The 20,333-nt window shown below is 72.0% G+C and carries 15 protein-coding genes and 1 pseudogene; 5 read left to right on the top strand and 11 right to left on the bottom strand.

Features of this window, described 5'->3' with window-relative positions:
• Positions 1-94 precede the first annotated feature (94 nt).
• Positions 95-1,462, top strand: coding sequence for a GGDEF domain-containing protein (locus FSYMDG_RS11695; protein WP_013873694.1), 1,368 nt, complete (start codon positions 95-97; stop codon positions 1,460-1,462).
• 112 nt (positions 1,463-1,574) lie between these two features.
• Here FSYMDG_RS11695 and FSYMDG_RS11690 read toward each other — a convergent pair whose 3' ends face one another.
• From FSYMDG_RS11690 to FSYMDG_RS29645, 5 genes and pseudogenes are all read right to left on the bottom strand, one after another.
• The gene (locus tag FSYMDG_RS11690; protein ID WP_013873693.1) at positions 1,575-2,402 is read right to left on the bottom strand and encodes a bifunctional 5,10-methylenetetrahydrofolate dehydrogenase/5,10-methenyltetrahydrofolate cyclohydrolase; all 828 of its coding nucleotides are present in this window, start codon (positions 2,400-2,402) and stop codon (positions 1,575-1,577) included.
• Entirely contained in the window at positions 2,399-3,022 is a 624-nt protein-coding gene (locus tag FSYMDG_RS11685) for a cyclodeaminase/cyclohydrolase family protein (RefSeq protein WP_013873692.1), read from the bottom strand. Before FSYMDG_RS11685 ends, FSYMDG_RS11690 begins: the two co-directional genes overlap by 4 nt.
• A 248-nt stretch (positions 3,023-3,270) precedes the next feature.
• Complete coding sequence (locus FSYMDG_RS11680; RefSeq protein ID WP_013873691.1) at positions 3,271-4,836, bottom strand: AMP-binding protein; 1,566 nt, start codon at positions 4,834-4,836, stop codon at positions 3,271-3,273.
• Positions 4,837-5,679: 843 nt separating this feature from the next.
• Positions 5,680-6,117, bottom strand: a complete 438-nt coding sequence (gene msrB, locus FSYMDG_RS11675; protein WP_043606146.1) for a peptide-methionine (R)-S-oxide reductase MsrB — start codon at positions 6,115-6,117, stop codon at positions 5,680-5,682.
• Positions 6,118-6,300: 183 nt separating this feature from the next.
• Positions 6,301-6,651 (bottom strand): annotated as a pseudogene (locus FSYMDG_RS29645) (DUF4267 domain-containing protein); the annotation flags it as partial.
• Between the two features lie 126 nt (positions 6,652-6,777).
• Here FSYMDG_RS29645 and FSYMDG_RS11670 point away from each other — a divergent pair.
• A complete protein-coding gene (locus FSYMDG_RS11670) occupies positions 6,778-7,128 on the top strand; it encodes an RNA polymerase-binding protein RbpA (protein ID WP_013873689.1) in 351 nt (116 codons plus the stop codon).
• Between the two features lie 77 nt (positions 7,129-7,205).
• Here the strand turns inward: FSYMDG_RS11670 and lnt are convergent, their stop codons facing one another.
• The 6 genes from lnt to FSYMDG_RS11640 form a co-directional block, all read right to left on the bottom strand.
• Positions 7,206-9,890 (bottom strand): apolipoprotein N-acyltransferase, encoded by a 2,685-nt coding sequence (gene lnt / locus FSYMDG_RS23105; RefSeq protein ID WP_013873688.1) that lies wholly within the window; start codon positions 9,888-9,890, stop codon positions 7,206-7,208.
• 36 nt (positions 9,891-9,926) lie between these two features.
• Entirely contained in the window at positions 9,927-10,613 is a 687-nt protein-coding gene (locus FSYMDG_RS28395) for an IS630 family transposase (RefSeq protein ID WP_237702723.1), read from the bottom strand.
• Positions 10,598-11,068, bottom strand: a complete 471-nt coding sequence (locus FSYMDG_RS28390) for a helix-turn-helix domain-containing protein (RefSeq protein ID WP_043602714.1) — start codon at positions 11,066-11,068, stop codon at positions 10,598-10,600. Before FSYMDG_RS28390 ends, FSYMDG_RS28395 begins: the two co-directional genes overlap by 16 nt.
• Before the next feature lie 359 nt (positions 11,069-11,427).
• Positions 11,428-11,802, bottom strand: coding sequence for a DMT family transporter (locus FSYMDG_RS11650; protein WP_043603525.1), 375 nt, complete (start codon positions 11,800-11,802; stop codon positions 11,428-11,430).
• 1,037 nt (positions 11,803-12,839) lie between these two features.
• Complete coding sequence (locus FSYMDG_RS11645) at positions 12,840-14,408, bottom strand: amidohydrolase (RefSeq protein WP_237703132.1); 1,569 nt, start codon at positions 14,406-14,408, stop codon at positions 12,840-12,842.
• Positions 14,409-14,796: 388 nt separating this feature from the next.
• Positions 14,797-15,240, bottom strand: a complete 444-nt coding sequence (locus FSYMDG_RS11640) for an Lrp/AsnC family transcriptional regulator (protein ID WP_043606139.1) — start codon at positions 15,238-15,240, stop codon at positions 14,797-14,799.
• A 147-nt stretch (positions 15,241-15,387) separates the two neighbouring features.
• Between FSYMDG_RS11640 and FSYMDG_RS11635 the strand changes: the two genes are divergently transcribed.
• From FSYMDG_RS11635 to FSYMDG_RS11625, 3 genes are all read left to right on the top strand, one after another.
• On the top strand, positions 15,388-16,302 hold the full coding sequence (locus tag FSYMDG_RS11635; protein WP_050803489.1) for a 5'-3' exonuclease: 915 nt from the start codon (positions 15,388-15,390) through the stop codon (positions 16,300-16,302).
• A gap of 272 nt (positions 16,303-16,574) precedes the next feature.
• The gene (locus FSYMDG_RS11630; protein WP_013873682.1) at positions 16,575-18,950 is read left to right on the top strand and encodes an SDR family oxidoreductase; all 2,376 of its coding nucleotides are present in this window, start codon (positions 16,575-16,577) and stop codon (positions 18,948-18,950) included.
• On the top strand, positions 18,947-20,248 hold the full coding sequence (locus FSYMDG_RS11625; RefSeq protein WP_013873681.1) for a zinc-dependent alcohol dehydrogenase: 1,302 nt from the start codon (positions 18,947-18,949) through the stop codon (positions 20,246-20,248). Before FSYMDG_RS11630 ends, FSYMDG_RS11625 begins: the two co-directional genes overlap by 4 nt.
• Positions 20,249-20,333 lie beyond the last annotated feature (85 nt).

Genomic DNA, 20,333 nt, shown 5'->3' with positions numbered 1-20,333 from the left:
GCCGCTGGCACCCGGGCCATCCCAGCCGTCACAGCGGCCGTCCCGGTCGCCTCAGCCGTCCCCACCATCCCGGTCGCGGCGGCTCCGGCGACTCGTGCGGCAGTCCTGGCAGCGCGGGGGAAGGGCTGCCCGGCAGGCCGGTGAACGGCTGGCCGAGCAGGTGTCACATTTTGCGCTGTGGAGCCTTCCGCCACGGCTTGTCCGCTATTTTGTCGCCGTCGACGTACTGTGTCTGGTAGTTGTCCTTGTCAGCCTGTTCGGGCTTTCCTTCAGATTTGCCGACCTGTTCACCTTCGGGGCGTTCGTTCTGCTCGGCCGGCTGGCCATGAAAACGTCCCGGCATCTCGGTGTGCCCGGTCTTCGGAAGGACGAGCCGCACCGGGACCTGCTGTCGAACTGGACCCTGCCGGTCACGCTTCTTCTCCCACCGCTGTACGCCGCCGTCCTGCACATACCCCTGCACTGCCTTTTCCGTTCCCGCGGCCAGGGCGCCACGCAGCCCAGATACCGGCAGGTCTTCAACGCGGCGGCACTGGGCGTGTCGGGTTTCTGCGCGGCCAGCGTGCACCGGGCGCTCGCCCCGCCCCAGGGGCCATACCGGATCGACACCCTGGTGGGTTCGTCCGGACGTATCGGCGCGTTGGTCGTGGCGGTGTTCACCTACACGGTGCTCAACCGTGTTCTGCTGCGCGGCATGCTGTGGTGCGCGCATCCGAGATCGGCACAGCCGGCCCGTCGCCCGTTCGCCGGCGGTCGGCGGGAAACACTCGCCGTCGACGCCGCCGAGATGTGTTCCGCCATCGGGCTGGCCGTGCTGTGGACCGCGCACCCCCTGCTCATGCTCACCGCGACGCCGCCCGCGCTCCTGCTCCAGCGCAGCCTGCTGCACGCCGAACTGCTCCAGGCGGCCCGCACCGACGCCAAGACCCGGCTGGCCAACCCCGCCTACTGGCGGGAGACGGCGGAGAAGGAGGTGCTGCGCATCCGGCGCTCGGGCCGTCCGATGTCCGTGCTCATCGTGGACATCGACCATTTCAAGAAGGTCAACGACCAGTTCGGCCATCTGGCCGGCGACGCCGTTCTCATGTGTGTCGCGGACGCGCTGCGCGCTGCCACCCGGCCGCGTGATCTTGTCGGCCGGTTCGGCGGCGAAGAATTCGTGATCATGCTCTGTGACACCGATCTCGACGCCGCCGCCCGGGCCGCTGACCGGATCCGCCGGCAGGTGGCCGGGATGCGCTGCCGGGCGGACAGCCACGCCGCCGGCGTGGTCTGCGTGTCCGTGACCGTCTCGGTCGGGGTAGCCACCGCGGCCGGCACGGACGTGGAACTGGCCGCCCTGCTGGAGACGGCGGACGCGGCGCTCTACCGGGCCAAGGCCGACGGCCGCAACCGCGTCCGCCTGGCGGCCGGTCTGACTTCCCGGGCCTCCCACGCCTCCCACACCCCGACGACCGCCTGACACCCCACACCGTTCACCACGAACACCGTATTTACCACGACATCGCCCACGGGATCATTCACGGGCCGCCCGCGTCGCCTGCCGTTCCTTCTGATGCATTTTGACCTGTTGGTCACCGGGCGGCGGCGCTGGTGGTGTTGCGCAGCAGCAGCATCGTGGTCACCGGACCCACCCCGCCCGGGACCGGTGTGAGAGCGCCCGCCACGGACGCGACCGCGTCGGCGTCCACGTCGCCGACCAGACCGGCCTCGGTGACGTTCGTCCCCACGTCGATGACGACGGCACCCGGCCGGATGAACCCCTTGCCGATCATCTTGGGACGGCCGACGGCGGCCACCACGACATCGGCCTCGTGCACGACCGAGAGCAGGTCGGTCGTGCGGGAGTGACAGATCGTCACCGTGGCGTCCTCGGCCAGCAGCAGCAGGGACGCGGGCTTGCCGACCACCGGGCTGCGCCCGATGACCACCGCGTGGACGCCGGCGAGCTTGACGCCGCCGCGGTGCAGGATCTCCAGCACCGCGGCGGCGGTGGCCGGCGCGAAGCACGGCAGGCCCAGGGCCAGCCGGCCCAGGCTCAGCGGGTTCATCCCGTCGACGTCCTTGTGCGGGGGGATGCGGCTGCCGACGTCGTCCGCGGACAGGCCCGGGGGCAGCGGGGTCTGCACCATCAGGCCGTGCACCTCGTCGTCGGCGGCCAGCCGGTCGACCGTGGCGACGAGGTCGGCGGCGTCCCCGGACAGCTCGTGGATGACGCAGCGGACCCCCACCTTCGCCGCGCCACGTTCGATCACCCTGACGTAGGACCGGGCCGCCGGGTCGGTACCCGGCAGGACCACGGCCAGTGTCGGCACCCGGCCGGCCTCGCGCAGCCGCTCCACATCGTCGACGACACCCCGGCCGATCTCCGCGGCCATGGCCCGCCCGTCCAGCAACTTCATGATCCGATCCGTTCCCCGACGGCGCGCACGATGCTGTCCGCCGTAGCCACAGAGGTCAGATGGCCGGCGAGGGCGGCCGTGGCACGCTCCCGCGCGTCCGCGTCCGTCATCACCGCCGTGTTCACCCGTACGTTGATCGCGGCGCTGTCCAGCGCGGCGCGTGCGCTGGCGGCGGCCACCCCGACATCGCTGAGGACGTTGACGTTCGCGCCATCGATGATCCTCGCGCACAGCCCCACCACGGCCGCCGCGACCGCCGCGGTGCGCAGCGGCACCTCGGCCGCGGTGACCAGCGCGGTCTGGATCGCCCGGCTGCGAGCGGCCCGTTCCTCGTCGGTGCCCTTCGGCAGTTTGTAGGCGTCGCTGACCGCGGCGAACGCACGGGCGTCGGCGGCGGCCAGCGCCAGCGCCTCGGCGCGGGCCTTGTCAGCCCCGCTTCGGGCGGAGAGCATCGTCGTCTCGTGCTCGGCGTACCGGGGCCTGCCGATCGTGAGATTGCAGACCATGCTCACCAGCGCCGCGCCGAGGGCGGCCTGCAGCGCCGCGGCCGCGCCACCGCCCGGCGCGGGCGCGGGGGAAGCCAGCTCGGCGAGAAACCCCGCCATCGTCTCGTCGTCCACGGCACCCTCTCCCACCTGCTGACTCTGCCTGCCGGCCGGCCGCGTGTCACCACAGCGCCGCACGTCCTGTGAACTTCCCACGGCTGACCGCACTGCACCGTAGCAAGCCCACAGGCGGTTGGCTCAGCAGCTCGGAAAGCCGGAAAACCGGGCCCCTGGGCTGTCCTGTGCCCCTGGCCCAGGCCGGGGCACAAGACAGAAGGCAGGGAGAAGACAGGGAAGGGCGGGGGAGGACGGGAGGAAGGCCGTCACGCGGCCGCCGATCCGGAGATTCCGGCCTGTACGGCCGGCCGCCGGAGCGGGCCGCTACGGCCACCGGGGAGGTCGGTGACGATCTCTATGCTGGTTGGCCGTTTGAACCTGGCGAGACCGGCCTCGCAACGCTCCACGAGCTCGGCCACGAGCAGGGGATCAGGACCGTTCACCGGGACGACCAGCGCGACGGGCACCTCGCCGAGGACGGCGTCCGGTCGGCCCACCACCACCGCGCGGCGCACCCGCGGGTCGGCGAGCAGAACCTCCTCGATCTCGCGGGGGGAGACCTTCTCACCACCACGGTTGATCACGTCGTCGCCGCGGCCGGTGAGGTAGAGGTAGCCGTCGGCGTCCGTGAAGCCGATGTCGCCGGTGTCCAGCCAGCCGTCCGGGGTGAAGCTGTCAGCGCCGGTCGGGCCGGCGTAGGCGCGGATGACCCCGGGACCGCGGATCTGTACCCGCCCGGCCTGCCGCGGCGGGCACGGCCTCGCCTCGTCGTCGACGACACGTACCTCGCTGCCTACCGGCAGGCCCACCGAACCGGGCCTGCGGGCTCCCCGCGGGGGATTTGCCGTGATCATACTGCCGGCCTCGGCCATGCCGTAGGTTTCCAGCACCGGGACGTCGGTGGCCTCCTCGAACGCCTGTAACACGGGGACGGGCAGGGGAGCGGAGGCGGACCGGACGAACCGGAGCCGGCAGTCGCGGGCCTGGGCGGCGTGCGGATCCATGGCCAGCAGGGCCACGATCGACGGAATCCCGTTTATCCAGGTCACCTGATGATTTTTGATCATCGTCCAGAATCCGCGGCGGCGGAACCGCCGGTCGAGGACAAGGGTGCCCCCGCTGTACAGGGTGGCGAGCAGCCCGGCCACCTGCGCGTTGACGTGGACCAGCGGCAGCGGGTTGTAACCGATGTCCGCCCGGGTCAACTGGTGGTGGCGCGCGGCGGCGGCGGCCACGTGCGCGAGCTGCCCGCCGTCGAGGAAGATCTCTCTGGTCGCCGTGGCCGCCGCCGTATCCGTCGCGCCCGTCAGCAGGACGCCACCGGACGTCCGGTGGCGTGCGCCGCTGCCGTCGGTCGCGCTGTCAGCCGCGGTGCCGCCAACGGTAGGGCCGTCGCTGGCGACGTGCCCCGACGACGACACGGGCGACGACACGGGCGACGTGACGGTGTGCCTGGTGGTCATTCGCGGGTTGAGCTGGCGGACGCCGCACGCGGGGGGCAGCGGTCGGTCGGTGACCACGAGAGCGGGGTGGATCCGGGCCAGCGCCCGTTCCAGCTCCGCGGGCGGGGCGTCGGGATCCAGGGGGGCCGCGTGCCTGCCGCTCACCAGGATGGCGAGGAAGACCACGGCGAAGTCCAGGGGATCCGACACGAGGATCGCGATCCGTCCCCGTGGCCGCGGGCCGTGCGCGTCCAGATCGCTCTGCCAGCGCTGGACGAGGGCGGCCATCGTGCCGTAGGTGACCGAACGGTTGCCGCGAGCTTCCCTGAGGTACACCTGGTCTGGCTGTTCCCTGCCGTGCACGCCCAGCCAGCCGGTCACGGATGTCACTTTCACCACCACCTTCGCCGGCTTCCGCGTAAATACACCCCGACTATCGCCGGAAGATTTCTGGCCACGCTCCCGATACCTCTCTCCACAAAACACCCCAGACCGCTATATCAGTTTCCAGCGAGTCGATGTGACGCCACCCGGGGTGTTGCTGGTCACATATGGACCGATGGGAGAAACGGCGGCTTCCGCGCGTCACCCGGTAATAAGCCCCTGAACCGAACGCCCCCGTCCTTACAGGTGTTCCCGCCCGACGAACAGTGGTCCGGGACCCTGTGGGGGATGAGCATATCCCGCCGGGACCGTGCCACCGTGGCCGCTGCGCACACCCGTCGGCTGTCTGGTTGTCGTCTGTCGTCCGGCGTGCGGCCCACCCGGCATGATGTAGATGACACATGACGGATGACAGCGGACGAACAATGCCGTTTCCCGCCGTCAAATGTCGTCCTGGTTGTCGCTCCGGTGTCGAATAGCCGACTTCGGGTCGCCCGGCCCGGGCCGGCCGGGCGGGCGTTTCCGAGGCATTGTTCCGCGGACGTGTCCGCGCGAAACAGGTCCACAGGGCCCGAACGGCACGGGCCGTTCGGAGCGGCCGACCGGCCCGTGCGCCGGCCTTGGTCCCCGCCGTGGATGCGCGGCGTGGCGAATGACGGATGCGGCAGGGATGCGGGCGGGACGGCGGGGACCGCGGACGGACGGTCGGGGTGGGGTCCCGACCGATCTACTTGACATAATGTTGATTATCGGCGTGACGATGCTGTGCGGGGGAGGGGCGACGGCGGGCAGAGTCGTGCCGGATGCGCGTCTACCGCGCCGACGCCTACGTGTGTCGAGCTCTCCGGGTCAGGCGGGGTTCTCCGGTACCGGGTCGAGGTCGAGCGCGAGTGAGTTCATGCAGAAGCGCTGGCCGGTCGGCGCCGGACCGTCGTCGAACACGTGTCCGAGATGTGACCCACAGCGTCGGCACCGGACCTCGGTGCGGATCATGCCGTGGGAGTGGTCCTCGACCAGTTCCAGCGCGTCCGCCACCTTGGGCTCGTAGAAACTCGGCCAGCCCGATCCGGAGTCGTACTTGGTGGACGAGTCGAACAATGCGTTTCCGCACGCCCCGCAACGGTAGATGCCGGTTTCCTTGCTGTACGTGTAGGAGCCACTGAAGGGCGGTTCGGTGGCGGCGTTACGCAGGATGGCATAACGCTCCGTAGGGAGTTCCTTACGCCACTCCTCTTCGGTCTTGACGACCTGGTGCGTTGCCACGGTGGCCTCCTTGTCGTCGCTCATGCCACGCCACTCCCCTCTTCTGCTGGTGTGGGACGTTTCACGCGGCGGATTCGTTCCCCGAGGGCGTTCCGTCAGGCAGCCCGCGCGGCAGGCTGCCGCGCGGGCTGCCTGACGGCGGTCCGCCGGGTCCGTGTTGACGGGCGGGCGGGTGGTGAGCAGGCCTGCCTGGACGGCGCCGCCGGCGGCGGTCAGCGCCGCCGCCACGGCCGGCGCCCAGGCGATGTCCCGGCGGATACCGGCGCTGAGCAGCACGGCCGCGTCGGCCGTGTCGATCAGCGCGCCCGCCCGCAGCCACCCCCGCGCCGGTGGGCCGTCGCGCCGCAGCAGGGTCGCGAGCAGGCCGGCGCCGACGGCGATGTCACGGGCGGCGGCGAGCTGTGTGAGCCACGCCGTCCGTTCGGCGGTGACCCGGTCCACTCCGACGAGGCGCGCGAATCTGGCGGGACGTGTCAGCAATCCGACACCAAACGCACAGCGGGCTGCCCCGAGAAGAGCCACTTGCTGACCGTACGTAATAGATGGAGGCTTAATCATGATCATTTTTATACCTTGTGTGAGCACGATCTCGTTAACGGCCTTGTCTCCAGGGGAACGTCCCACAGATCCCGAGCGTTGATGAGTCTGAGTTCCTCACTGGTATCGACGCTCGGGAGGGTTTTCATGGGCGAGCGCATCCTGCGAGGCAGCCGTCTAGGTGCAGTCTCCTACGAGACGGACCGCAGCACCGAACTCGCGCCCCGCCAGACCGCGTCCTACGACTGCCCGAACGGCCACCAGTTCACCATGCCTTTCGCTGCCGAGGCCGAGGTCCCGGCAGTCTGGGAGTGCCGTGTCTGTGGTGCCGGATCGGTCATCGTCGACGGCGAGGTCCCGGAGCCGAAGAAGAGCAAGCCCCCGCGCACGCACTGGGACATGCTGATGGAGCGGCGTACCACCGACGACCTTGAAGAGGTACTGGCTGAGCGGCTCGCGGTCCTGCGGGGAACCGGGCAGGACCGGCGCTCCGCCTGACACGTCTGCCGTAGCGACACCCACGCGTGTGGCCCGTCCGGACGATCCGGACGGGCCACACGCGTGTCGAACCGGTCTCATGCCGAGACACCCGTCGTCGACCGTTCCTGCTGTTCCTCGGCGCTCCCCCGGGCCGCGGGCAGCGGTAGCGGCCCGCCGTCCCCACCGGAGCGCGTGCCCGGGCCCGTCTCGTCCCGGCCCACCACGGCCGTGCTCCTGCCCGCTCCCTGCCGCCGGGCGCCGCGGCCGCCGCCCGCGGCCGGCCGGTCGCGCAGGGACCGCACCGCCCACCAGGTCACCCGCCACAGCGCCTCCCCCACGATGGCCCGGCTCATCTTCGACCGTCCGCGCTCACGCTGGACGAAGGTGATCGGGACCTCGCCGACCCGGAATCCCGACCGCCACGCCTGCCAGGCCAGGTCGACCTGGAAGCAGTACCCCTGCGACGCGACCCGGTCAAGATCGCGGTTGCGCAGGACCCCGGCCCGGTAGGCCCGGAAACCCGCGGTCGCGTCGGCCAGCGGCATGCCGAGGGCGGTCCGCACGTACACGTTGGCGCCGCGGGAGAGCAGCAGCCGGGCCCGCGGCCAGTTGCGCACCTCTCCCCCGGGCACCCAGCGTGAACCAATGACCAGGTCGGTCGTGCGCAGGGCGGTGAGCAGGCGGGGCAGCTCCTCCGGCTGGTGCGAGCCGTCGGCGTCCATTTCGACCAGGACGCCGTAGCCGCGGCCCAGCCCCCAGTTGAAACCGGCCACGTAGGCCGCGCCCAGCCCCTCCTTGGTCTGCCGGTGCAGGACGTGGACGTGCGGGTCGGCGGTGGCGAGTTCGTCGGCGAGTTCGCCGGTGCCGTCCGGGCTCGCGTCGTCGATGACCAGCACGTCCACGTCCGGATTGGCCGTCCGGAGCCGGTTGACCGTGTCCTGAAGGTTCTCCCGCTCGTTGTAGGTGGGAACACACACGAGAACGCGCTCGCCGTCCACGCGGCTCCTTTCGGTGTCTTCGGTGTCGCCAGCGCTGTCGTCGGCGGGGCCGCTGCCCGCCTGCCCGTCCTGCTCTCGCCGGCCAGCCCGCAGGCCGAACGCTACAGCGACCACTCCGATCATCACCAGGAGCGTCTCCGGGAGGCTACCGAGCCGGTCCGCGACCGTACGCCCCGTACGCAACGGCAGCGCGGCGGTCAGGATGGCCGCCTGGTACAGCCCGGACTGTGCGATGATCCGGCCGTCGGGCATGACCATCGCGCTCTGACCGCTGGTGGACACCTGCACCGCTGCCCGCCCGTGTTCGACCGCGCGCAGCCGGGTCATGGCCAGCTGCTGCTCGCTTTCGCCCCGGCGTCCGAACGAGGCGTTGTTGGTCTGCACGACCAGCAGTTGCGCGCCGGCGTCGACAGCGGCGCGCACGAGGCCGTCGTAGGCCACCTCGAAGCAGATGACATCACCGACGGTGATGTCACGGATGGTCAGGACCCCGGTTGCGGTGCCGTGGACGAAGTCGTTGGGCATCTCGGTGGCGAACCGGCCGATTAGCTTCTCCAGGACGGCCCGGCCCGGCAGGTACTCGGCGAACGGCACCGGGTGCTGCTTGACGTACATCTGCCCCGTCCAGCCGGTGTCCTCCCACACCAGGGCGGCGTTGCGCACCCTGCGCGGACCCGGCCCGTCGAGGACCGCGCCGACGAGGACGGGAGCGCCCGCCGCCCGCGCGGCCCGGTCCAGCAGGGCGGCGGCGCGGGGGTCGGCAAGCGGGTCGACGTCCGAGGCGTTCTCCGGCCACAGGACCAGATCGGGTTGTAGGGCCCGGCCCGCGGCCACGTCCGCGGCGAGCTGTTCGGTCCGCGTGACGTGGTTGGTGGTGACCTGGAACATGCGTCCGAGCGCGTCCAGCCCACCGGCCCGCGGGACGTTGCCCTGCACCGCGGCGATGTCCGCGGTGCCGGTCTGCGCCGCGGTCGGCAGCGGTATCGCGAGGCCCACCAGCGTCACGGCGGCGGCCGCGGCCAGCGGACGGGCTGTCGCCACGGCCGTCCGTACCCGACGGCTCCTACCGCCCGTTCCGGCGCCCGTCCGCTCGTCCCTGCCATGCGCGCCGGGTGAGCGGGATGATCCGGTGGCGTCCATGGCCGGTACACCCGCGCGGATGGCGGCCGCGGCCAGCAGCGCGCCGATGCCGGCGACCGCGGTGGTCACCAGCGGTGATCCTCCGAGCGCTGCGAGTGGTGTCAGCGGTGTGTCCGCCTGGCTGAAAGCCAGCTTCCCCCACGGGAAGCCACCGAAGGGCACTCGTGCGCGCACCGCCTCCTGCGCGACCCACACCGCGGCCACCCACAACGGCCACCCGCGTACCCGTGTCACCGCGGTGCTCGCGGGGGCGACCAGCGCGAGCAGGGCCGCCTCGCCGGCCGAGAGCACCACCCAGCCGTCGATGCCGACGAACGTCACGAAACGCAGCATCGCCAGCATGAAGCCGAGACCGAAGAGCAGGCCGAGGGCGAACGACCGACGCAGGCGCACACCGCGCACGACCAGGGTCAGCAGCGCGACTGCGACCGGCGCCAGCGGCCAGATCCCGGCGGGCGGGAACGCCAGGTACAGCAGCACGCCGGCGGTGGCCGCCAACAGTGGCCGGATCAGCCGGCGTCCCAGCCGCCGCACCGGCCGCTGGGACGACCGTTGGGGCGAGGAGGCGTCCCCGTCCGGCTCGGACGCGTCGTCCGTGCCGGACGCGGCACCGCGGCTCGCACCGTGATCCGCGCTCAGCATGTCCTGGGCTGCCACACTTCTAGTAGACTGTCGCCGCTAATGTGTGTGGTATAGGTGGCGGAGTTTGGTGCGGGCGTCATCGGTGGTGAAGTGCCAGTTGACTTGGCGCTGGTTGGCGTTGACGGCTGTCTGCCAGGCGTCGAGTTCGGTGTTCAGGACGTCGAGGGTGTCGATGCGGCGGTCGAGGCATTGGCGGGTCAGGGCGGCGAGTTCGATTTCGGCGATGTTGAGCCAGGAGCCGTGTTTGGGGGTGTGGTGGATCTCGAGTCGTTGCGCGAGTGCGAACGCGACGGCCGGGTCGAAGGCCTCGTAGAGCGAGGAGATGTCGTGGGTGTTGAGGTTGTCCATGACCAGCACGACCCGTTCGGCGTCGGGGTAGTCGAGGGTGAGCAGGCGCCTGACGTGGTGTGCCCAGTCGATCCTGGTGCGCCGTGGGGTGGCCTGGACGCGGCGCCAGCCGGCGAGTGGCTCGACCCAGCAGAAGATCGAGCAGGTTCCGTGGCGCACGTACTCGGAGTCCTCGCGCCGGTCACGCCCTGGCGTGGCGGGGATCGGGTCGCGGGCGTGGGCCAACAGCTGGTAGGGCTTCTCGTCCATGCACACCACGGGCACGCCCGGGTTGTGGGGCCGGGCGTAGACCGCCAGAACGTCTTCCATCCGCGCGGCGAACTGCGCGTTCGCCCTCGGTGGGATGGTCCAGCACTTCCTCAGATGAGGACGCAACCTCGTTTTTTTAAGACCCGGCCGATGGTGGAATGGTCCAGGTCCGGGATGTCGGCGACCAGCGCGACGTGCTTTTCCAACAGCCGCAGCGACCAGCGTGCATAACCAGCCGGTGGCTGCGAGCATGCCAGCGCGATCAGTCTGGCCTCAACCTCGCCGGTCACCGGGGAAGGCACCGGGGGAAGCTCCCGTGCCTTCCGACCGATCGTGGCCCCCACATCCCCACCGGTCTCGGTGAACCGCTTCGCGACCAGCCGCAGCGTCTCACCCGAGACCCCGACCCGGACCACGAGTTCTTCTTGGGAGGCAACCGGGCCGACCGAGGTGTCCAACGCGAGCAGGACCCGCGCCCGCCGGATCATCGACGCCGGATGAACCCCCGTCGAGGTCACCCGAACCAACTCGTCACGATCAGCCTCGGTCAAGGTGACCGGCCACTTCTTCTGCGAACCCACGACACAGTCCTGACCGGCAGAGGGACGGGGAGACCTGCCAGACCCAACCCTCTCACCCAGACACAAGACACACCAGAACTAAGCAGCGACAGTCTAGTAGTGTCGGCTACCAGCCGGCCCGCCAACGACCGGGTCGGCGAAACATCCGTCCGCCGGGCCCGGGCGGCCGGCGTGGGTCAGGTTCGGATCGAAGACGTCACCGGAGCACCGTGCTGACGCACCCCGTCCTGAGAGGAACGAGTACGGAAACGGCTGCCAGAGCGACCGTTTGTTCCCTCGCTCCCGTGAGGGCGACTGTGTGGCACTGAGGGTTCTGGGATGCGGCCGTGTTGCCTGGTTGGCATTGCCTGGTTGGCATCTCAGCTTCGGGCGGTTCGTTCGGAGCTGTGCGTGGGGGGCGGTGCGGTGCCCTTGTCCCGGTGGTCGGCGAGAGGGAGCAGGACCACACCGATGATGATCAGAGTCAGGGAGCCTGTCTTGAGCCAGTTGGCGTGCTCCGTGCCCAGGGCGATGCCGATGACGGCGACCGAGGCGGTCCCCAGCGCCCCGAAGGCCGCGTACGACACGCTCGGGCCCAGTCCCGTGAGGGCGACGCCGAAGAAGTAGGTGGTCAGGAGGAACCCGAGGACGGCGAGGACCGAGGGGGCCAGGTTGCGGAAGCCGTGGGAGGCGGCGAGGGCGTAGGTGGCTGCCACGTCGCAGGCGATCGCGACCACCAGAACCAGCCAGCTCATCAGGATCCTTCGGGAGAGATCGGTTGGCCGCCGGTGCCTGTGCCTGGCGGCAGGGCGGTGGGCGGCGTCGGTGACTGTCATCGCTTCTTCCTGGGGCTCTTGGCCTGTGGACCTCTTGGCCTGGCCTCTCGGCGGCATCCTGGCGGCTTCCTGGTGGCGTGGCCGGCTCGCGGCCGATGCCGCGGTCAGGTCTCGTCCCCGGTCTCGTTCGGAACCGCAGCCGACAGTACTACACGCTGCATTCGAGTAAGTACTCGATGCTCCCTATGTCGGTATGCCCGCACCGTCGGCGTGACCACGGGGTCTGTGGATATTTTTTGTTCGTCGATTGTCTCTCGGTTGATATATCTATCGTGCGATCTTCTTTTTGAGAAAAAGTTCGCAAAATCCGGCGGAAGGCCGGCATTTGTGACCCGCGACACCAGAAATAACAATTAACACACAATTTGCGCTGTGCAATCATGCGCGACCGCGGCGCGACCACGCACACGTCATGCCTGGCTGGCGCGCTGGCATGGCGGCGAACCGCGCCGTGTCCGGGGGAATCAGGGAGAACGGGAGGAAGACCCGGAGGGAACGTGTGGTTGACAGCGACCGAGTAACGACCGGTACCGTTCATCCTGTCCACTCATCAGACGGCTGCGGGAGTGCCTTTTCCCTGACAACTGGACCGGCCGGCGGCCAGCGGACGCTTACACGTCCCTGATCGCCTGCTACCAGGCCCGGTCAGCGGCGGGGTTCGGACAGGAAGTTTCCCGTCGCTGGCAAAGGGGGGCTGCGAGACAGCCCGGAGGGTCCCAGATCGTCCCCTAGACAACGGTGTCCGCGTCCGCATCCGGCGGGCACGGCGTCGGTCCGAAGGGCGGTCCGGGACCCTTTCTCGTATCCGCTTCCGCGCCGACGGGCGCGTTCGTGCCCATGGACGGGTGGAGGGACGGACGAGGCGGGCAGGGGGCTGCCCACCGGCTGGCCTGCCCGCCCCGTCCGTCCCCGGCAGGCCAGCCACAAGCGCTCCTCGCCGGCCCTGCCGCCGGCCCCTACAGCAGGTCGTGGATGACCGTGCCGCGCACGACCGTGCGTACACAGGTCGGCGTGGGCCCGTCGAGATCGGGCAGGCCGGCGACAGCGGCGCGCGGGTCGGTGGACCATGCCGCGACGCGGGAGTCCGGCACCTGGACCACCAGCTCCCCCGCCACCTGCCAGACCGCGAACGTCGCCGGGGCCCCGGGGGCGAGCAGCCCGCTGCCGTCGCCGTCGGCCCGGGCCGCCCGCCACCCGCCCCTGGTCGCGGCGGCGAACGCCGCCCGGGCGCTCAGCGCCGCCGACGGTGTGTGGTGCGCGACCGCGGCACGTACCCCGCCCCACGGGTCCAGCGGGGTCACCGGGGCGTCCGAGGACAGCGCGAGGACGACACCCGCGGCGGCCATCGCGGCGAACGGGTTCATCGCGCCCGCCCGGTCGGCGCCCAGCCGCTGGGCGTACATGCCGTCCCGGCCGCCCCAGCAGGCGTCGAAGGCCGGCTGCACGACGGCGGTCAGACCGAGGCGGGCCATCCGCGCGATCTGGGCGGCGTCGGCCATCTCGCAGTGCTCGACGCGGTGCCGGCCGGCCAGGATCCGCGGCAGGCCGATCTTGTCGGCTGCCCGTTCGAAGCCGTCGAGGACGGTGTCGAGGGCGGCGTCCCCGATCGCGTGGAAGCCGGTCTGCAGACCGGCCTCGGCGGCCTGCACGACCGTCCCGGACACGGCGTCGGCGTCCAGGTGCAGCAGACCCCGGTTGCCGGCGGCCGGGCTGCCGGCCCCGGCGCCCCCGCCGGTGAGGCCCGCGTCGCCGGCGGCGGCGTCCGCGTAGGGGGCGCGCAACGCGGCGGTGCGCGATCCCAGCGAGCCGTCGACGAACAGGTCTCCACCGATGCCGGCACCGAGAGCGACGGCGGTGTCGATCTCCCCGGCCCAGTATCCGTGGACGACGGGGCCCGGTTCGGCGGCGGCGAGCGCGAGCAGGTCGCTGAGGTCGTCCGCGCTGGAGACCTCCGGCCCGGCCATCTCGTGCAGGGCGGCGATGCCGAGAGCGGCGGCGTGGGCTCGGACCTGCCGTTGGGCGGCCCGCCGCTGGCCGGCGGACACGCTGTCGTAGGCGGCGGCGCGGGCCGCGTGGTGGGCCTCGCCCCGGCAGCGGCCGTCCCCGAGCCAGCCCGGCCTGCCCGGGGCGCCGCAGCGGGCCGCGAGCGCGGACGACACGACCGCGCCGTGGCCGTCGACACGGGAGAGGTAGACAGCCACGCCGCCGGCCGCCCGGTCGAGTTCGGCGGCCGTGGGTGGGCGGCCCTCGGGCCAGGCCGTCTCGTCCCAGTTGGTGCCGAGCACCACATCGGAGGGGCGGCGCCGGACGTGCTCGGCGAGCTGGTCGAGGGCGTGGGCCAGGGACGGCGCCCGGGACAGGTCGAGCCCGTCAAGGGCGAGCCCGGTGGCGGTCACGTGCACGTGGGCGTCCACGAACGCGGGGGTGACCAGGGCGTCGTCGAGGTCCACGGTCTCCTCGGCGGCCAGGGCGTCGGCGGCCGGGTCCGAGCCGAGCCAGGCGATCCGGCCGTCCTCGACCAGCATCGCCGTCGCGAACGGGGACGCCGGGCTGTGGATCCGCCCGCCGCGGTAAAGGATGCGCCGGGTGCCGTTGCGCCCGGCTCGCCCCGTCCCGGCGCCCGCTCCCCGGGTGTCCGCCGCCGCGGCGGACACTGCTCTGGCACGCGCCGCTCTGGTACCCACCGGTTGTCCGTCCTGTTCGTTCAGCGGGTCGGCTGAGCCGGCTGCTCCTGGGTTCGACGACATGTCCGTCACACCTGAAAGTGTGCCTGCCCGCGGCCGGGCCGGACGCCGTGACCCATGACGGGCCGGCCGTGTCGTCGAGAATCACGGTCGTCGGGGCTGCACGGTCGCGAGAATCACACACCGGCCGACGTGACGCCCGCCGCGGGCGGTGTCGGATAGTCTGCTGTCAGATGGCTGGTGGCCGTGCCTCGTACGGGGTGGACAGGACGACCATGGTGCGGGTCGACACGTTCGCCGCGGCCCGGATCTGCTGCAGCAGGCTTTCCAGGTCGCCCGGGGTGCCGACGCGGACCTTGAGCAGGTAGCTCTCCTCGCCGGCGACGCTGTGACAGGCCTCGATGGCGGTCAGGTCCCGTAGCCGCTCCGGGGCGTCGTCCGGCTGACTCGGGTCGATCGGCTTGATCGACACGAACGCGGTGAGCGGGAGGCCGATCTCAGCGGCGTCGACGATGGCCGCGTACGCGGTGATCACGCCCCGCTGTTCCAGGCGGCGCACTCGCTGATGGACCGCGGACACGGACAGGCCGGTGGCCCGGCCCAGGTCGGTGTAGCTCATCCGGCCGTCCCGGCACAACAGACGGACGATCTCACGGTCAAGGTCTTCCAGCACGATCCGGAGCGTACGCAGATCACGCACCGTGGTCGTGTGCTGGGCAGAGGTTGATACGCGGGTTGATACGCGCGGAGGCGGGTGTCGGTGCACGACAGGGGATGCCACCCTGTCCGAGTGCGTACATCCACTACCGCCGATCGGCTGATGCTGTTGGATACTCCGTCGCTGTATTTCCGGGCCTACTACGGGGTGCCGCGGTCGGTCCGCGCCGGGGGCGGGACGCCCGTCAACGCCGTGCGCGGCCTGCTGGACACCCTGACCCGGCAGATCGCCGAGATCCGCCCCACCCGGCTGGTCGCCTGCTTCGACGCGGACTGGCGCCCACGGTTCCGGGTCGCGCTGCTGGCGTCGTACAAGGCCCACCGGGTGGCCGCCGGCGGCACCGGCGGGGCCGAAGGGGCCGGGTGGATCGAGGACGTCCCGGCGGAGCTCACCGCCCAGCTACCGATCATCGACGCGGTCCTGGACGCCGTCGGCATCCCCCGGGTCTCGGCCGCCGGCTACGAGGCGGACGACGTCATCGGCACGCTGGCCGCCCGCGGCCGGGCGGAGGTGGACGTGCTCACCGGGGACCGGGACCTGTTCCAACTGGTCGACGACTCCTGGCCGGTGCGGGTGCGCTACGCGGTCGAGCGGTTCGCCGTGATCGACGAGGCTGCCGTGACCAGCCGTTTCGGCATCCCCGGCCGGGCCTACGCCGACTTCGCGGTGCTGCGCGGCGACCCCAGCGACGGGCTGCCGGGCGTGCCGGGCATCGGCGTGAAGACCGCGGCGGCGCTGCTGCGCACCTTCGGGTCGCTGGCGGCGGTCCGGGCCGCGGCCGCGCGTGGGGAGATCGCCGGCTTCCCGGGCGGGAGCAGGCAGCGGATCGTCGAGGCCGCAGCCTACCTGGACGCGGCCGTGCCGGTGGTCAGGGTCGTCACCGACGTCGCCCTGCCGCCGGTGGCGGACCGGCTGCCCGCCCAGCCCGCCGACCGCGCGGGGCTGGCCGCGCTGGCCCGGCGGTGGGGTGTGGAGAATGCCTGCGACCGGCTCGTCGCGGCCATCGGGCGTGTCTGACGGACGATCGACCAGATGATCGGCTGGCTGCCGTCGGACACGCCCTGGCGGCGGTGTCGGCCACGTCGGTTGTGTCACTTGTCGCGGCTGTGCTTGTAATGTCCACCCGTACCCGCTCCATGGCCGGTCGGCGCCGAACGAGGCAGACCTGGGCGAAAGGGGACGCAGCCTCACCGGCGTGAGCCGGTCGCGGCCCCGCGCACCGGTGTCCCTCACCGCGTGACCACCGGCGTCCCGACAACGCAATCCCGATGACGGAACGAGGTGAGGCGGTGGGGCTGCCCGAGCGGCTCGCGGGCAAGCGTGTCCTTGTCACGGGAGCGACCGGCTTCGTGGGCGAGGCACTGCTCGAACGGCTGCTGTCCGATCTGCCCGACACCGAGGTGGTCGTCCTCGTCCGCCCCCGCGCCGGCCGCAGCGGACAGGCCCGGTTCGCCGCCCTGGTGACCAAACCGGCATTCGCGGCCTGGCGCGAGCGGGTCGGCGCGGACGAGGTCGAGCGGACGCTGCGCGAACGGGTCACCGTGCTCGAAGGTGACCTGGAGCGGATGCCGACGTTACCGGCGGACCTCGACATCGTGATCCACTGCGCTGGTGAGGTGTCCTTCGACCCGCCGATCGACACGGGTTTCGCCACCAACCTCGGCGGGGTCCAGGAACTGCTGCGGGCCGTGCAGGACAGCGGCGCCCGCCCCCACCTCGTGCACATCTCCACGGCGTACGTGGCGGGTCTGCGCTCCGGGCACGTGGCCGAGGGCCGGCTGGCGCACACCGTCGACTGGCGGGTGGAGCAGGCCGCCGCGCAGCGGGCACGGCCGGCGGCCGAGGACGCCTCCCGTACCCCCGAGGCGCTGCGCGGCTTCCGGGAGCGGGCCGAGGCCGAGCACGTGCGCGCCGGCGCCCAGACGGTCTCCCGGGAGGCCGAACGCCACCGCCGCAGGTGGGTGGAGCGCCGGCTCGTCGAGATCGGCGGGGAACGGGCCCGGGTGCTGGGCTGGACCGACTGCTACACCTTCACCAAGGCGCTCGCCGAGCGCTACCTGGAGAACTCCCGCGACGGCCTGCCGCTGACCGTGGTGCGCCCGTCCATCATCGAAAGCGCGCTGGCCCGCCCGTTCCCGGGGTGGATCGAGGGCTTCAAGATGGCCGAGCCGCTGATCATCGCCTACGCGCGCGGGGAGCTGCCGGACTTCCCGGCCTCCCCCGACGGCATCATCGACATCATCCCGGTCGACCTGGTGGTCAACGCGATCATCGCCGCGGCGGCGACCACCCCGCCGGCGAACACCCCGGCCTACTACACGGTCTGTTCGGGCTTCCGTAACCCGCTGCTGTTCCGGGACCTCTACGAGCACGTCCAGGAGTACTTCCAGCGCCACCCGCTGGTCGCCCGCAACCGTGGCGCCGTCGCCGCGGCCGAGTGGCGTTTCGCCGGGGCCGCGACGGTCGAGAGCAGGCTGCGCCGCGGGGAGCGGTTCACCGAGCTCGCCGGCCGGGCGCTGGGGTACGCGCCCCGTTCCGACCGGGTCCGCCAGGCCGCCCGCGACCTGGAGCAGCTCGACGAGCGGCTGTCGTTCCTGCGCCGCTACCAGGACCTGTACCGCTCCTACACCCGGGCCGAACTGGTCTACGTCGACGACGCGACCCGGGCTCTGCACCAGGGGCTGGAGCCCGCGGACGCGCAGCGGTTCGGCTTCGACCCGGCCTGCTACGACTGGCACACCTACCTGCAGGACATCCACATCCCGAGCGTGACGGCGACGATCCGCGGGCCGGATCCGTCACCGCCGGCGGTCCGCCGGGTGGCCCCGGCCTCGGCCAGCGGGCCGGACACGCTGGCGGTGTTCGATCTGGACGGCACGCTGGTGTCCTCAACCGTGATCGAGTCCTACCTGTGGCTGCGGCTGGCCGACCAGAACGCCGTGGCCCGCAGCCGGGAGCTGGCCTCGCTGGCCCGTGCGCTGCCCGGGTACATCCGCGCCGAACGGCGGGACCGGGGCCATCTCATCCGGGCGGTGTACACCCGTTACGCCGGCGCCGACCCCGACGAGCTCGCCCGCCTCGTCGACGAGGTCGCCGGGGACATCCTGCTGCGCCGGGTCAAGCCGGCGGCGATCCGCCGGGTCCGCGAGCACCGGGAGGCCGGGCACCGGACGGTCCTGCTCACCGGCGCGGTCGAGGTGCTCACTCGTCCGCTGACGCCGCTGTTCGACGAGATCGTCGCGACCGGTCTCGCGCTCGGGCCGGACGGGCGCTACACCGGGCGTCTGACGTCGGCGCCGCTGGTCGGGGACGCCCGGGCGGCATGGCTGGGCCACTATGCGGGCCGGGTGGGGGCGAACCTGCGGGCGTCGTGGGGGTATGCCGACAGCCAGTCGGACCTGCCGATGCTGCGTGCCGTCGGCAACCCGGTGGCGGTCAGCCCCGATCTGCCGCTGTACCGGGTCGCCCGCCGTTCCGGCTGGCCGATCGAGGAGTGGTCGTCGACACCGGGCGAGCCGCGTGCGGTCGCGGCCGGCCGCGACGAGCGCCGGGCCCATGCCGCGGCCGCGCGGGTGCGGGCCTGGCGGGCCGGCGGGGGGCCGGCGGGGGGCTCGGGCGCCGGGACGGACCGCGTCATCACCCTCGACCCGGGGGGTCGGCGGTGAGCCGCGCCCTGGAGCTCTACCGGTCGCTACCGCGTTACCTGACCACCCGGACGGTGTCGGGTCGGCTGCCGTCCCTGGCCGGTGCGGCGGCGACGACCACGGCGCCGCTGCGGCTACGGGACCGGCCGACACCGTCGCGTCCCGGGCCGGACTGGGTGACGATCCGGCCACGGCTGTCGGGGATCTGCGGGTCGGATCTGGCCACCGTCACCGGGCGGTCGTCGTTCTACTTCGCCTCCCTGGTGTCGATGCCGTTCGTGCCCGGGCACGAGATCGTGGCCGACACACAGACGGATGTCACTTTGAGTAATGGGACGGAGCTGTCGGCGGGTTCCCGGGTGGTCGTCGACCCGGTGCTCGGCTGTGCCGCCCGGGGGCTGCCCGCGTGCACCGGCTGTGCCGGCGGGCACACCAGCCGCTGCGACCGGGTCACCTCCGGGCATGTCTCCCCCGGTCTGCAGACCGGCTTCTGCGCGGACACCGGCGGCGGATGGAGCGGGGCGCTGGTCGCGCACCGCTCGCAGCTGTACCCGGTGCCGGCGGACCTGCCGGACGAGCGGGCGGTGCTGGTCGAGCCGCTGGCCTGCGCCGTGCACACCGCGCTGCGGGCCGCTCCCGCCGACGGCGACCGGGTGCTGGTCATCGGCGCGGGCGCGGTGGGGCTGTTCACCCTGCTGGCGCTGCGCGCCTACACCCGGGCCGGCACGGTGACCGTGGTCGCCAAGCACCGCCGGCAGGTGGAGCTGGCCCGGCTCTTCGGCGCGGATGAGGTCCTGCCGCCGGCGTCCGCCGTCGGCGGGGTGCGCCGGGGCACCCGTGCGCTGCGGCTCGACCCGGAGGTCGGCCCGCCCTACCTGCTCGGCGGGGTGGACGTTGCGATCGACTGCGCGGGCAGCGCGTCGTCGCTGTCCACGGCGCTGCGCACCACCCGGGCGGGCGGGCGGGTGGTGCTGTCGGGGGTGCCCACCGGGTCGGTGGACCTGACCCCGCTGTGGTTCCGCGAGCTGGAGCTGGTGGGCGCCTACGCCTCGTCCGCCGGCACGGCCGCCCATCCGGCCGTCCGGCTGGACGCCCATTCGGACGACCGGCCGGACAACCAGGTGAACGGGCATGCGGGCGGGCGGCCACGGGAGCGGTCGGACTTCGACCGGGCCCTCGAGCTCGCCGCGTCCGCGCCGCTGGACGGGATCCTGTCGGCCACCTATCCGCTGGACCGCTGGCGGGACGCGCTGGACCATGCGCTGTCCGCCGGACGGCTGGGAGCGGTCAAGGTTGCCTTCGACCTGATGACGCCGTGACGGGGCACGGAACGTGACAGGGCACAGAAGAGACGGACGGGGCCTGCCCGCAGGCACTGTGGCCTCTGCTGGGACGCTTATTCCA

The organism is Candidatus Protofrankia datiscae (genome assembly GCF_000177615.2).
Classification (GTDB): domain Bacteria; phylum Actinomycetota; class Actinomycetes; order Frankiales; family Frankiaceae; genus Protofrankia; species Protofrankia coriariae.
Note: the sequence above shows the minus strand (reverse complement) of the source record. Positions and strands in the feature narration are given on the sequence as shown.

Bases quoted from the DNA above. Each gene is read 5' to 3' on its own strand.
- FSYMDG_RS11690 (WP_013873693.1), bottom strand. From the start codon at position 2,402: ATGAAGTTGCTGGACGGGCGGGCCATGGCCGCGGAGATCGGCCGGGGT.
- msrB (WP_043606146.1), bottom strand. From the start codon at position 6,117: ATGAGCGACGACAAGGAGGCCACCGTGGCAACGCACCAGGTCGTCAAG.
- FSYMDG_RS11670 (WP_013873689.1), top strand. From the start codon at position 6,778: ATGGGCGAGCGCATCCTGCGAGGCAGCCGTCTAGGTGCAGTCTCCTAC.
- lnt (WP_013873688.1), bottom strand. From the start codon at position 9,890: ATGCTGAGCGCGGATCACGGTGCGAGCCGCGGTGCCGCGTCCGGCACG.
- FSYMDG_RS11650 (WP_043603525.1), bottom strand. From the start codon at position 11,802: ATGAGCTGGCTGGTTCTGGTGGTCGCGATCGCCTGCGACGTGGCAGCC.
- FSYMDG_RS11645 (WP_237703132.1), bottom strand. From the start codon at position 14,408: ATGCTGGTCGAGGACGGCCGGATCGCCTGGCTCGGCTCGGACCCGGCC.
- FSYMDG_RS11635 (WP_050803489.1), top strand. From the start codon at position 15,388: ATGCTGTTGGATACTCCGTCGCTGTATTTCCGGGCCTACTACGGGGTG.